Annotated in this window: 10 protein-coding genes; 5 read left to right on the top strand and 5 right to left on the bottom strand. The window is 60.4% G+C overall.

Features of this window, described 5'->3' with window-relative positions; all coding sequences use genetic code 11:
* Window positions 1-198: 198 nt before the first annotated feature.
* Window positions 199-1,191, top strand: coding sequence for an alpha/beta hydrolase (locus ACKWRH_RS11550; protein WP_445222374.1), 993 nt, complete (start codon window positions 199-201; stop codon window positions 1,189-1,191).
* A 47-nt stretch (window positions 1,192-1,238) separates the two neighbouring features.
* Here the strand turns inward: ACKWRH_RS11550 and ACKWRH_RS11545 are convergent, their stop codons facing one another.
* A complete protein-coding gene (locus tag ACKWRH_RS11545; protein ID WP_445220612.1) occupies window positions 1,239-1,700 on the bottom strand; it encodes a hypothetical protein in 462 nt (153 codons plus the stop codon).
* 282 nt (window positions 1,701-1,982) lie between these two features.
* On the opposite strand from ACKWRH_RS11545, the gene ACKWRH_RS11540 reads away from it, so the two are divergent.
* The gene (locus ACKWRH_RS11540; RefSeq protein WP_445220611.1) at window positions 1,983-2,939 is read left to right on the top strand and encodes a hypothetical protein; all 957 of its coding nucleotides are present in this window, start codon (window positions 1,983-1,985) and stop codon (window positions 2,937-2,939) included.
* A 377-nt stretch (window positions 2,940-3,316) separates the two neighbouring features.
* Window positions 3,317-4,351: an IS110 family transposase gene (locus ACKWRH_RS11535; RefSeq protein ID WP_445216185.1), complete on the top strand. Its 1,035-nt coding sequence runs from the start codon at window positions 3,317-3,319 to the stop codon at window positions 4,349-4,351.
* A 413-nt stretch (window positions 4,352-4,764) separates the two neighbouring features.
* Here ACKWRH_RS11535 and ACKWRH_RS11530 read toward each other — a convergent pair whose 3' ends face one another.
* The 3 genes from ACKWRH_RS11530 to chrA form a co-directional block, all read right to left on the bottom strand.
* On the bottom strand, window positions 4,765-5,109 hold the full coding sequence (locus tag ACKWRH_RS11530) for a YybH family protein (RefSeq protein ID WP_445220610.1): 345 nt from the start codon (window positions 5,107-5,109) through the stop codon (window positions 4,765-4,767).
* A gap of 527 nt (window positions 5,110-5,636) precedes the next feature.
* The gene (locus ACKWRH_RS11525) at window positions 5,637-6,341 is read right to left on the bottom strand and encodes a DUF899 family protein (protein WP_445220609.1); all 705 of its coding nucleotides are present in this window, start codon (window positions 6,339-6,341) and stop codon (window positions 5,637-5,639) included.
* Between the two features lie 673 nt (window positions 6,342-7,014).
* Window positions 7,015-8,229: a chromate efflux transporter gene (gene chrA / locus ACKWRH_RS11520; protein WP_445220608.1), complete on the bottom strand. Its 1,215-nt coding sequence runs from the start codon at window positions 8,227-8,229 to the stop codon at window positions 7,015-7,017.
* A gap of 195 nt (window positions 8,230-8,424) precedes the next feature.
* Here chrA and ACKWRH_RS11515 point away from each other — a divergent pair, with 195 nt between their 5' ends.
* Complete coding sequence (locus ACKWRH_RS11515; RefSeq protein ID WP_445220607.1) at window positions 8,425-9,858, top strand: multicopper oxidase family protein; 1,434 nt, start codon at window positions 8,425-8,427, stop codon at window positions 9,856-9,858.
* A gap of 730 nt (window positions 9,859-10,588) precedes the next feature.
* On the opposite strand, the gene ACKWRH_RS11510 is transcribed toward ACKWRH_RS11515, so the two are convergent.
* Window positions 10,589-11,623 (bottom strand): IS110 family transposase, encoded by a 1,035-nt coding sequence (locus tag ACKWRH_RS11510; protein WP_445216185.1) that lies wholly within the window; start codon window positions 11,621-11,623, stop codon window positions 10,589-10,591.
* 391 nt (window positions 11,624-12,014) lie between these two features.
* Here ACKWRH_RS11510 and ACKWRH_RS11505 point away from each other — a divergent pair, with 391 nt between their 5' ends.
* A complete protein-coding gene (locus ACKWRH_RS11505; protein WP_445216676.1) occupies window positions 12,015-13,052 on the top strand; it encodes an IS110 family transposase in 1,038 nt (345 codons plus the stop codon).
* Window positions 13,053-13,471 lie beyond the last annotated feature (419 nt).

Raw genomic sequence — 13,471 nt, 5'->3', positions numbered from 1 at the left:
GATCCAACCTCCGAATGGTGGAACAAAACCTGTTGGATTGTTCGACTATTTCAATCCGCATTTGGAACCAGCGGCGTGGCGCGCCCCGCCCTTAATCTCGCCGCCATCATCATTCAGGAACGCGCGCGGGGGCGGGCTCCTCCAGGGGGCAGTTCCCAAAGGTTCTGCGTGATCATCCGACAATTAGTGCAACACGAAGTGACTGCGTCCCGCCGTGCACTCCTTGGTGGGCTTGCGTCCTCAGCCTGCGTCGTCGCGCTGGGCGGATGCGCCAGCCTGGGTGCTACCGGCGCACGCTACGACGCTTCGTCGCTCTCGGTCGACCCTACGTTGCTCGTCGTAACCACGCGCAAGCCAGTGAGCGGCGCCCGGGCGAAGCCGTGGTTCGGGCCGGAGCGGGCTTCGACGATGACCGTCGCACGAGCGAAGCTTGTGGCGCCTGGCGACAGCCGTTTCTCTCTCGCCGCAGCCGGACTTGACGATTGGCGTCTTGATGGGGTCGAGCCGGTATCGGGCGAGGTCGGCAGTCTTGTCGCGCAGGCAGGCGGCGGACCAGATGTTCTCATCTACGTGCACGGCTTCAAGCAGACGTTCGAGACAGCGGCGCTCGATGCCGCGCATCTCTCCGATGGCATCAGGTTCCGCGGCCAGACGATGGTATTCTCCTGGCCCTCGAAGGCTGGATTTTTCGACTACGCCTATGACCGCGACAGCGCAATGTGGTCCCGCGATGGCTTCGAACGCGTACTGGGATCTATCGTCACGACGTCGAGCGCCGGCCGCGTCCACATCGTCGCGCACAGCATGGGAACCATGCTGACGCTCGAAAGCCTGCGCCAGCTCTATGCGCGATCCGGTGACGCCGTTGCGGGCAGGATCGGGGCCGTGGTGTTCGCCGCGCCGGATATCGACATGGACGTGTTCTCGTCGTCGATCAACCGCATCGGTCCGCTTTCGCGCAAGATCACCGTCATCGCCGCAACGAACGACCGCGCGCTGGCGTTGTCGGGGCAAATCGCTGGCGGGATGACACGTGTCGGCGCTGCCGAGAAGACCGCCATCGAAGGGCTCGGGGTGCGCGTGGTCGATGCGTCCGAGGCAGGCTGGGGCGTTATCAACCACGACCTGTTCCTGTCGAATGCGGAGGTGCGCCAGGTGATCCGCCGCTCAATTGATACAGTGGCCGCGTGAATCCGGCGCGGCGGAAACGATATCGCCGATGCAGAGGAATTTTGGGGCTAGCTCTGACATCCCGTTGACAGGTTCAATGCCTTGAACAGGCCATCGAAGACACCCGACCGGCAGGGCTTGACCTCCGCGACTGGTCTGGCGCGCTGGGCATTCGCAATTGCCTTGGAAGTTCCCTGCCTGGGCCGAGGTCTGGGCAGCATGACCGCGGATTTTCGTCCGCTTGCAGTGCGCTGGTGTGGCGCGATGATCTTCAAAGGCTCTTGCGCAACAGTCGCTGTTTGATCCGGCGGAGGAATCGGTTTGCTCAGGGAGACCGGCTGCGGAGGCGCTTCGAATTGCATGTGCGGGGTTTCGAGCCGGTCTGCCGTCGTCAGCGTATCGGCTGAGACGCGCAACCCGACGGTCGCCTGAACGGGCGGCGCGTTCACGGGCTTTGTCATGCGCGGCGCCGTCTCAAGCTCCATCACCGCGAGTGTACTAAAGCCAACGAGGATGAGAGCCGCCTTCATCTGATTTCACGCTTTCCGAACGAGACGCCTCGTTCAAAGCCTGCCGAAAAATAAGCTCCCGTAAATCGGCGACCAATTGCAGACATCCAATAAGGCGGCTTGGCGGCAGAACTGAACCGGCCGGCGCGGCTACGGGACATGATCAGAGACAGGGTTAACGCGGGTCATGCGAACTGGCCTCTTATGCGGAGTGCTCGCCCTCACCTGACGACCGGCACCTGAGGCCCCCCTCGAGCTTACAATGTGCTAATCTGAGCCGGCACTCAGCCCGGACGGTGCACCGTGACCGATGGTCGTCACCCGGCATGGACCGAGGAAAGCCGCTTTCGCGGCGCGCTCGACGACGTGATCATCATCCCGCTTGTCGTAGTCGCGCTCGCCACGAACAAGATCCTGCGTTTCGTTCTTGCGATCTTGATGCGGATGCTTGACTACGCCTTCCCTTTTGCAATGCAGATTGTCTGGCTTCCGCTCTTCGCGGCCAGGGTTGTCGGCGATGTCATCGTGACTGTCGTCAATGGCGCGGTGCGCCTGCTTCCCCTGTCCGCGGCGAAGCGTCGACAGTGGGGTAGATCGATTCGCCGAAACTGGTTGTGGTTGCGGCGTAAGATCAGCTATCGGGTGTTCGAGCAAGCTGTGCATGATGCCTTTGAAGGCGGCATGGCATGGGTGTTCAGAACATGCCGGCATCTCACGCCGAGCACCGCATTGCTGGTGATCCTGTGCGCAGTCCTTTGGCTGCCGATCTCTTTCGGGGTGGCAACGGCGATGCACGCGGTATTGTTTGCCAAGGTCACGTCCTGGCCAGCCTGGATGCAACTCCTGCATCCGCTCGCAACGGTCATCGCGAAGAGCAAGCTTCTGGTGCTACCGGTCTATCCGGCAGCCTGGCCGCAGGCCAGAAAACATCCCCTCGTTCAGCTCGTCTTCAAGGGCTACGACATCATCAAGCGCGTGCATGTGATCAGAAAGGTCGGCCTTCGCTATCAGCAGGCGGAGATCGTCGGGACCGCGGCGGTTGAGAGGCTCGAGCGCATTGCCGGCCTCACGTCGGCGGTGAGGTGGTTGCGCGAGGCACACGTCGCAGAACATCTCGGCGTCGAGAAGCCCACTCAGGAATTGCGTTCGTTCTTCGCGCGATGGTCCATCAAGTTCTCGGCTGAATATTACGAAGCGAAGGAACGGCAAGCCTCAGCCGTCCCATCATCAAACAGCAGCAAGCCGCGAACGCCGAGTTGATCATCAATCGCCAACCGTGCCGCCGTCGCAGCCCGATCTCTCTTCGGCAGGCAACGGAGAAGGCGATTTGACGAGCAATATCACCTGGCTGGGGCGGGAGGGATCGAACCTCCGAATGGCGGAATCAAAACCTGCTTGATTATTCAACGATTTCTGGCCGCGTTTGGAAAAAATGGCCGAATTCGCCTCTAGTAATATCAATTGCTTAGGTATTTCCAAATGAGGAAGCGCTTCTCCCTGCGAGGATCGTACCCGACTAGATGCGGTAATGGGCCCGGCTCCGAGCAAGGGGTCATGATGGTGGCTGTCCCCCGATAGATGATGAAACGGGGTCACGATTTGAGTCGGCCCCAAGCATCTGGAGACGGAGGACAGCCGTGGACAATTATGCCGGAATCGACGTGTCATTGGAACTGTCGAGCGTGTGTGTTGTGGACGCCCAGGGTAAGATCCTGAGGGAAGCAAAGGTCGCAAGCGAGCCCGGCGCCTTAGTTGAGCTTTTTGAGGCGCTCGGCTTTGCAGTGAAGCGGATCGGGCTGGAGGCTGGGCCGCTGTCGCAATGGCTGCATGCGGGCCTGAGAGGTGCAGGATTCGAAACAGTTCTGCTGGAAACGCGGCACGTGAAGGCCGCGTTGTCTGCAATGACGGTTAAGACGGATCGGAAGGATGCCCGCGGGATCGCCCAGTTGATCCGGATGGGGTGGTATCGATCGGTACACGTAAAGTCGGTTGACGCGCAAGAGATCCGGGCACTCCTGATCGCACGCAAACAGCTTCTCGGGCGGCTCATCGATGTAGAACTAAGTATCCGAGGGATTTTGCGCGGCTTCGGTCTGAAGGTTGGTCCGGTGACGCGAAGGAATTTCGAAGCGCGGATTCGAGAGCTGGTTGCGGGCCAGGCGACATTGGAGCGCATTGCCGATGCGATGCTTTCGGCGCGATCGACCCTGAAGGCAGAATACGGAAGGCTACACAAGGCTGTGCTGGCAGCTGTGCGTGACGATGCGGTCTGTCGCCGGCTGATGACAGTGCCAGGCGTTGGTCCCCTAGTGGCTATTACCTACAAATCGGCGATTGATGATCCTAAGCGCATTGCAAAGTCAAAGGCAGCAGGCGCGCTGTTCGGGCTCACACCAAAGAAATATCAATCGGGAGAAAAGGACGTCACGGGCGGAATCACGCTGGCCGGCGATGAGACGGTGCGGACGGTCTTGTATGAAGCCGCCAACGTTCTGCTATCGCGTATCACACGGTTCTCGAAACTCAAGCGCTGGGGGATGGACGTCGCCAAACGGCGAGGCTCGAAGCGCGCAAAAGTCGCCCTGGCACGTAAGCTCGCAGTGATCTTGCATCGGATCTGGGTCGACGGCACAACTTACCGATGGGCTGAAGCGGGGCCGATAGCGGCATAGAACAGGCGGAGGAAATTAAGAACGCAACCGGGCTGAACTGAAGCCCAATGCCCGAAGTCCCGTCGCCGGGACGGTGGATCCGGTGAAGCCGTTACACGCCCAGTGGCCGTCGTCTGACGAACCACGCGTATCTAGATAGGCTCACCGCTCCCTCTGACAGCATGATGTGGCGGCCAGGCGTCGACCACGGACAGAAGCATGAGCTCGGCGGCGTGACGTTCACTCGGGAGGCTTGACATCATCGGGCCCATTACAGAAGGGCGTGTACTCATAAACCCGATCAGCCCGCGCGGAGGTAGGGCCCGTGTCCGTTTAGTCTTCAAGACCGGACATGGCCAGTTCGCCCTAGCTAGTCCGCTAAGGGCCACAAGCGGAACTTTGCAGCCCCGGTTCTGCCAGTCACCACGAGACGATCAGGGTGCAGCAACTGCAACTGTTTCTTCGACGATCTTCGGCTGTCCACTCTCGCTGGTAAGTATGGATGAGTAAAAACCGTGAAACGGTCGGTCTCCCACCTTGGCTTGCCATGTGCCAGCGTTGAAGACGAAGGAGCCTTCAGGACGCGAGACGGTTCTCTGAACCGAATAGTCATGCAGTCCGAGCTTGAGGGCATCGCTGAAGCTCCGGCGAATGGCGTCCCGCCCTTGAAAGATGCCGCTGGGCGTAACGCGTACCGCGTTCTCGGCGAACGTCGCGGCCATAGCGTCCAGATCACCTCGATTGTAAGCTTCTGAAAAGTGCTTGTGCATCTCGTCCATGGCGGCAGCATCAAGCGCCTCACCCGCAATCAAGGTGCGCGGAATTGCAATCAGCAGGCAAAAGATAAAAGTCGCTGATCTGAAGCCATGTTCCCTCCGGTGCGTTAGCTATTGTCGGTTCAGGGGGCTTCGACCCGTTCGTCAACTGGCCGTTGTCGGCTGGCGGAGGTTTTCACGCCGCCGTTGAGGTAGGTTACGCGATCGGCGGATTGCTGGGGTTCAAAGGTCCGTGTTGGGTCAAAAGCGTCGGTCTAGCGCTCCACTGCACACTTCCGGTCTACCCCTCCGAACCGACATGTAGCAGCCCCGCGTCAACACTAGCGATGGGCCAATTCCAGACATACCGATAAAGCCATCAAACCGTCCGTTTGATCCATCGACTGGCCGCCGTTGGTCGGTCGCCTCGCGCATCCAACCGAACCAGTCCATGGGTTCGCTTGACGGGAAACACCGATGCTCGCCTCACGGTCGCCTCATGAAGGTGCGCAGAACATCAAACTGTCGATCTCTGTGGCGAACACCTTGCCTCAATAGCTCAGCTTTGGATACCACTCGGTCCCTCGCCCGCCCGGCGTCAGGTCGAGGATTGACCATAGCGAAGCAATGTCGGGCGCATCGCGCGGGTCTTGGTCCGGGTCGGCCATTTCCTTGGTCATCTCGCTCGCCCAAAACAACCGCACCTTGTCGCCGTCACGTTTGAACACAACCAGCGCAGGATTTTCCGAGCTGTCGGCGTTGAGCAGACCGAGGTCGTTGGCATAGTCGTCGCCGACCGTCTGCACGAAATCGAGATGCCGCCAGGTCCGTTCGCTTGCAAAGGCAAACTGCCGCTCGACACTGCTGCGGCCGAGGATCTTGAGCGCGACCCTCTGTTTGATGTCTGCGGCATTGCCGTTCACTGCCCCGAGCCAGTTGGTGCACATCGGGCAGGGGCGCTCACGTTGCGGGCCATACATCCAGAAATAAGTGACAAGGGCGTCATGTTTACCGAACAGGTCGATCAGTCCCACATCGCTGCCGTTCGCGTCCTTGAAGCGATAATCCTTCGTAATAAGCGGTCCGGGCGGCAACGCGCGGCGTTGGTCGGCGAGTCGTGTCATATGGCGCCGGAATTCGATCTCGCCCGCGAGCAAAGTTTCGCGCGCCTTGCGATAGGCGATGCTTTCGCCAGAGAACGGCGTCTTGCCTTTTTTTGCGAGTGTAGCAGCAGGTGTCAGCGTGTTGGCGTCCATGGGCTCCTCCTGATCATCCAGCATTCTGACAACGGCCGACAGAAAATTAGGTTGCGGCGGAACCGGAGCAGCGATCGAAGCCAGTTAGAGCCGAGCTCGTACCGATTGTGATCTCGTCTAAGCGGCGACACGGTTAGACCAAGTGGCTAGGCCGTTCGAAGATTGACCACCAACTGAAACTTCCTCGGCTGCTGGATTGGCAGATCGGCGTTACAATGCAGAGTAGGTCGTGGGTCAATGATTGTGGCGAAACTCCTGCTGGAAAATCGACGGCCGCAAGCGCATATTGGGGGGATGGCGACGATTGTTCAATGCAATTGCGGCGCCGAGTACAGACGCATCGAAGAGAACTTCTTGGTGCCGCATACGGGTGACGCGATCTGCACGGTCTGCGGAGCTGCGCTAGAATCGTGGTCGGAAAGCACCCACGTTCCCATATATGAACTTATTGAACGTCCAGACAGAAAGCCGGAATGATTAGAGTGACGGACGAAATCCCCGCCTCATGTCCGTTCAGGGTCAAACTGCGAAGAACTCAACTTGAGAAAATCTAGTCTGCTCCGCCCCAATTAGCCGACCCCAATGGGGCGTGCCGCCACTTCGCTGATGGGCCACTTGCTGACATCGCAGGAGTGAAACGCCGTGGTGAGCCGTGGGAGCCCGCAGCCCGAAGTCAGATTAGCGCCGCTAGAGCTCCAGCAACGGCGATGAAGGCGACGACGACAAGCGGAGGGGCGCGCCAGGCGACCAGCAGAACGAAGCCGACAAGCGCAATGCCGAAATCCTTCCCCGTGTGCACGGTCGTAGTCCAAACCGGATCGTAAAGGGCAGCGCCGAGCACGCCGACCACTGCGGCGTTGACGCCACGCATCGTGGCCTGGGCGCCGGCACGTTTCCGGAACGACTCCCAGAACGGCAGCGCGCCAAGCAGGACTAGGATTCCGGGCAGGAAGATGCCGATCAGGCCGAGCGCTGCGCCCGCGAGCCCGTGCGGCTCTGGAGAGACCACCGTGCCGAGGTAGGCCGCGAAAGTGAAGAGCGGGCCCGGCACCGCCTGGGCGACACCGTAGCCGGCAAGGAAGGCGTCGTCGCCCAGCCAGCCAGGCGCGACGAAGGCCTCTCTGAGGAGCGGGAGCACGACGTGGCCGCCGCCGAAGACAAGCGCGCCAGAGCGGTAGAACGCATCGAACAGGGCGACGCCGGTGGACCCCGTCAAGCCCCGCAGCACGGGGAGCCCCGCCAGCAGGACGAAGAACATCCCGAGGGTGATCAGGCCCATGATCCGCGAGACGCGGATTTCGACGTGTCCGGACCGCGCCGGCGCATCGCTGCGGCACAGCCACAGACCGGCGAGGCCGCCGAGAGCAATAGCGCCGATCTGGGCGATCGAAGCCGTGCTGAAGAGGATGATCAACGCCGCCACTACCGCGATCGACGCGCGCTCGCGGTCGGGACAGAGGTTGCGCGCCATGCCCCATACTGCCTGTGCCACGATGGCCACTGCGGTTAGCTTGAGCCCGTGCAGTAGGCCGGCACCGGCCGGCCCACTCAGCGCGCCGGCGCCGTACGCGAAGAGGACTAGGATCGCGGCCGAAGGTAGTGTGAACCCAGCCCAGGCGGCGAGCGCGCCCAGATAACCGGCTCGCGTCAGGCCGATCGAGAAGCCGACCTGGCTGCTGGCGGGGCCGGGCAGGAATTGGCACAGGGCGACGAGGTCGGCGAAGGCGTGCTCATCGATCCACTTTCGTCGCAGAACGAACTCGTCGCGGAAGTAACCGATGTGGGCGATCGGACCGCCGAAACACGTCAGCCCCAATTTGAGAAAGATCAGGAGCACTTCAGCAGGCGAGACGACACCTGTGTTCCCGTCGGTCGCGTCATCCCTCATACTTTTCCTTCACCCCCGCATCTTCGGACGTCGTTTTAGCGGTTATCGAATTTCGATAAAAGGGCGGTTCTCTCGTCGGCTTCGGCTAAAACGGACTCCCTCACTCAACTTCTTTTGTTGGCGGAATTTGCTCTCTTGGCTGTCGCGGGCGGATCGACCGGTGGTACTCAACGGCGTCCGAAGGAGGCTAGAGCGATGACAAAGATCGATCGACGTGGAGACACGCGGAGACGATCGCTTATCAGCCGGAGAACTCTGCTGCGCGGCGCGCAGGCCGGTGCACTCTCGCTCATGAGCGCCAAGACCCTCCCGCTCGTTCGTGCTCAGGCGCGGCCCAAGGCGACTGTCGACCACAAGATCAGAATTGCACCGACATCGCTTGAGATCGCGCCCGGACAGGTCATCAAGACCACCGCCTACAACGGGACTGTTCCCGGGCCCGCGCTGCGCGTCAAGGAAGGCCAGCCCGTCCGGATCGAAGTCACCAACGATTCCGGCTACCCTAACTTGATCCACTCGCACGGCTTGATGATCCCTTCGCAGCAGGATGGGTCGACGGAAGAAGGCTCGCCGATCATCGAGCCCGGCAAATCCTTGACCTACGAGTACGTCGCGAAACCCGCTGGGACCCGCTGGTACCACAGCCACGCGATGGCCATGACCGATCTCAACAAGAGCACCTATACGGGCGAGTTCGGATTCCTCATCGTGGAGCCCGCCGCCGGCGATCCCGGCAGCTATGACCGCGAGGTGCTTCTTGCCGCTCACCATTGGGGCGGTCACTGGGTCAGCATGCAGGACATCAAAAAAGGCCCGCCGCCGGACAACGGACTGGAGGTCATGTATCACGCCGCGACCCTCGGCGATCGCATGCTCGGCCACGGAGAACCGATCCGGGTGCGCGAAGGCGAGCGCGTGCTCTTCCGGGTGCTCAACGCGAGCGGCAATATGGGCATCTCGCTTGCGCTGCCCGGACATCGTTTCAAGGTGCTGGCGCTGGATGGCAATCCGGTCCCGACATCTGCGACCGTTGATAACCTGAAACTCGACGTCGCCGAGCGCGCCGACGTGATCGTGGAGATGAACAATCCCGGCGTCTGGGTCTTCGGCTCGACGGACGACGAGGACCGCAACATGGGAATGGGCGTGGTCATCGAATACGCTGGTCGCACCGGCGAGCCGACCTGGTCGGAGCCCGCGAAATCTAGTTGGGACTACACCGCATTCGGGCGCTCCGACGTGACGGCGGCGTCGCCCGACGAGACGATCGGCCTCAAGTTCGAGAAAATTCCGGGCGGAAGGGGCGGCTACAATCGCTGGATCATCAACGGAAACTCCTGGCCGGACACGAATCCGCTCTTCACCGTCGTCAAGGGCAAGCGGTACCGTCTGGTGCTGAACAACAACAGCGGCGACGAGCATCCCGTGCACCTGCATCGCCACTCGTTCGAGATCACGAAGGTCGGGGACAAGCCGACATCCGGGGTGATCAAGGATACGATTAGCATGCCCAGATACTCTACTGCCGAGGTCGATTTCGTCGCCGACAATCCCGGGCCGACCTTCTTCCACTGCCATCACCAAGACCACATGGACGAAGGTTTCGCCGGGCTGATCACGTACGTATAATGCGATCGCCTACTTCTTGATGGCTTGGCCGGTGAACGCAAGGACCCGCAAACTTCGCGAGCGCGAACCCGCGTTTATCAAGCGGCGTCGCGGTAGAGGGTGCGCGCCGTTCGCCCAGGATGTTCCTTGCGCGACCGCAGGACGCCTTTCCGCTCCATGCCATGAAGCAGCGGGTACGTTACGGGCTGAGCTTGTAGCCGTGCCGGGCCAGTTCCTTGATCATCCACTGGTCATAGATTTCGTCTCCGCCGCGTGGTGCGAAATGTGCAGCCTACTGAACCCGGTCAGCAGATCGTTGAATTTCACGCCGGCTTAATCGAATTTCGTAGTTAGAACGACGTTGCAGTGAAGCCGGCCCAGAGGGCGGCTAGAACTGTGCCTGCGTCGGCTATGGGTCACAAGCCGCCGATCACGCTCAATGTGGCAGACTTCCGCTTTGCGTTCGTAAGCCGACGTTTATGAGTACACGCCCTTCTGTAATGGGCCCGATGATGTCAAGCCTCCCGAGTGAACGTCACGCCGCCGAGCTCATGCTTCTGTCCGTGGTCGACGCCTGGCCGCCACATCATGCTGTCAGAGGGAGCGGTGAGCCTATCTAGATACGCGTGGTTCGTCAGACGACGGCCACTGGGCGTGTAACGGCTTCACCGGATCCACCGTCCCGGCGACGGGACTTCGGGCATTGGGCTTCAGTTCAGCCCGGTTGCGTTCTTAATTTCCTCCGCCTGTTCTATGCCGCTATCGGCCCCGCTTCAGCCCATCGGTAAGTTGTGCCGTCGACCCAGATCCGATGCAAGATCACTGCGAGCTTACGTGCCAGGGCGACTTTTGCGCGCTTCGAGCCTCGCCGTTTGGCGACGTCCATCCCCCAGCGCTTGAGTTTCGAGAACCGTGTGATACGCGATAGCAGAACGTTGGCGGCTTCATACAAGACCGTCCGCACCGTCTCATCGCCGGCCAGCGTGATTCCGCCCGTGACGTCCTTTTCTCCCGATTGATATTTCTTTGGTGTGAGCCCGAACAGCGCGCCTGCTGCCTTTGACTTTGCAATGCGCTTAGGATCATCAATCGCCGATTTGTAGGTAATAGCCACTAGGGGACCAACGCCTGGCACTGTCATCAGCCGGCGACAGACCGCATCGTCACGCACAGCTGCCAGCACAGCCTTGTGTAGCCTTCCGTATTCTGCCTTCAGGGTCGATCGCGCCGAAAGCATCGCATCGGCAATGCGCTCCAATGTCGCCTGGCCCGCAACCAGCTCTCGAATCCGCGCTTCGAAATTCCTTCGCGTCACCGGACCAACCTTCAGACCGAAGCCGCGCAAAATCCCTCGGATACTTAGTTCTACATCGATGAGCCGCCCGAGAAGCTGTTTGCGTGCGATCAGGAGTGCCCGGATCTCTTGCGCGTCAACCGACTTTACGTGTACCGATCGATACCACCCCATCCGGATCAACTGGGCGATCCCGCGGGCATCCTTCCGATCCGTCTTAACCGTCATTGCAGACAACGCGGCCTTCACGTGCCGCGTTTCCAGCAGAACTGTTTCGAATCCTGCACCTCTCAGGCCCGCATGCAGCCATTGCGACAGCGGCCCAGCCTCCAGCCCGATCCGCTTCACTGCAAAGCCGAGCGCCTCAAAAAGCTCAACTAAGGCGCCGGGCTCGCTTGCGACCTTTGCTTCCCTCAGGATCTTACCCTGGGCGTCCACAACACACACGCTCGACAGTTCCAATGACACGTCGATTCCGGCATAATTGTCCACGGCTGTCCTCCGTCTCCAGATGCTTGGGGCCGACTCAAATCGTGACCCCGTTTCATCATCTATCGGGGGACAGCCACCATCATGACCCCTTGCTCGGAGCCGGGCCCATTACCGCATCTAGGCCGGCGCCAATGAGCGGGGTCGAGGGCGCCTCTTGCGGCGCTTGCATTGCCCTTGATCGCCGGGGTCGCAGACCCCAATTGTGTGCGCCGCAGGCGCATCACTGAAAATGAAATGGCACCCGCAAGAGCGTGAGCCTAGCGACGTCCTCGCAACCGCGGGGACGGCACGCGGGACCGAGTGCAGCGACGAGATGAAGTAACCGGGCACCGACCTCTCGGGCGCATAATACGTCGATCGATTCGCCCAACAAGATGAGCTGGAGATCCTGATGAATTACTTCGCTGGACTCGACGTGTCTCTGAAGCGCACCGCGATCTGCATCGTTGATCGAGATGGAAATATCGTCCGGGAAGGAGTGACGGATACCGAACCCGAGGCGCTAATTTCCTGGCTGAGAAATACCCGCTTCGCTTTGCAGCGCATTGGGCTAGAAGCCGGCCAATGTTCCTCCTGGCTGCACAAGGGGCTTTCGGAAGGCGGATTACCCGTCATTTGTGTTGAGACCCGGCACGCAAAGAGCGTGATGCAAGCCCAAACTGTCAAGACGGACCGCAACGATGCTCGTGCGCTTGCGCAAATGATGCGAACAGGGTGGTTTAAGGCGGTTCACATCAAATCTGAAGACAGCCAAAAGCTGCGCGCGTTGATGGGCAGTCGCCGGTGCCTGCTCGACAAGCAACGCGACCTCAACAATCATATTCGGGCGGCACTTCGAACCTTCGGATTCAAAGTGGGGCTTATCGGCCAAAGCCGCTTTGAAGAACGTGTCCGCGGGCTGATCGTGGCTGATGGAGATTTACAGGCCCTCGTCGTTCCATTGCTCGAAGCCCGGCGCATGCTCGGCGAACAAGCACGCGTGTTGACGCGCCTGATTGGGCGCCTGGTTCGGAGCGATGCTACTTGCCGTCGGTTCATGACGGTTCCTGGCGTTGGTCCCCTGACAGCTTTGGCATTCAAGACGACTATCGATAATCCAGGCCGCTTCCGTAAATCACGGCATGTTGGTGTCCATCTTGGACTGACCCCAGGCAAATACGCGTCGGGAGAGGTCGATTACAACGGGCGCATCACCCGGTGCGGCGATGCCTTTGCTCGAGAACACCTCTTTGAAGCCGCGCACTCATTAATGGTCAACACTAAACGGTGGTGCTCGTTGAAGGCGTGGGGCATCCGCATCGCTAAGCGTAGTTCAATGAAAAATGCGCTGGTAGCCGTGGCTCGCAAGATATCCGTCATCCTGCACCGTATGTGGTGCGACGGCAGCGACTTCCGGTGGGAAAGATCGGAGGTCGCAGCGGCAGCCTAACATCCGAATGCACTGATCAGCAGAACACGGCCGAAAGGCTGTCAAGGAGTCCGGTAGGACGAGGAATGGCGAGGGTGATAACCGGTCTGCAGCGCGAGCAAATCGCTCCGCGACTGCGTCCCCGAGATGGTCCCGCCACTTCTTCACGAACATCATCATGAGGCGGGGATCCCGACCTCGAAGAGAAGCGCGATCGCCGGATAGCTTTGACACCACGGTAGGTTCGGAAGGCACAACCACAATGCGGTAATTGGATCAGATTTCGTACTTGACGTCTCAACCCCGGTTAGAGAAGACCGGTTAACAGCGGCACCCGGGACAGGGGCAGTGATAGCGATCGCCGAAGGCGAGCCCCTTTCCCGAGTGCCCCCGGCGAGGAGCTCATTGCTCCTTACGCGAAGGATCGTAACCCGAAGGAC

The sequence above is a fragment of the Bradyrhizobium sp. Pa8 genome (genome assembly GCF_052588265.1).
This window is presented reverse-complemented; position numbering and strand designations above follow the sequence as displayed.

Excerpts from the sequence above, each read along its gene's own strand:
- chrA (WP_445220608.1), bottom strand. The coding sequence starts at position 8,229 with ATGAGGGATGACGCGACCGACGGGAACACAGGTGTCGTCTCGCCTGCT.
- ACKWRH_RS11545 (WP_445220612.1), bottom strand. The coding sequence starts at position 1,700 with ATGAAGGCGGCTCTCATCCTCGTTGGCTTTAGTACACTCGCGGTGATG.
- ACKWRH_RS11530 (WP_445220610.1), bottom strand. The coding sequence starts at position 5,109 with ATGGACGAGATGCACAAGCACTTTTCAGAAGCTTACAATCGAGGTGAT.
- ACKWRH_RS11525 (WP_445220609.1), bottom strand. The coding sequence starts at position 6,341 with ATGGACGCCAACACGCTGACACCTGCTGCTACACTCGCAAAAAAAGGC.
- ACKWRH_RS11515 (WP_445220607.1), top strand. The coding sequence starts at position 8,425 with ATGACAAAGATCGATCGACGTGGAGACACGCGGAGACGATCGCTTATC.
- ACKWRH_RS11505 (WP_445216676.1), top strand. The coding sequence starts at position 12,015 with ATGAATTACTTCGCTGGACTCGACGTGTCTCTGAAGCGCACCGCGATC.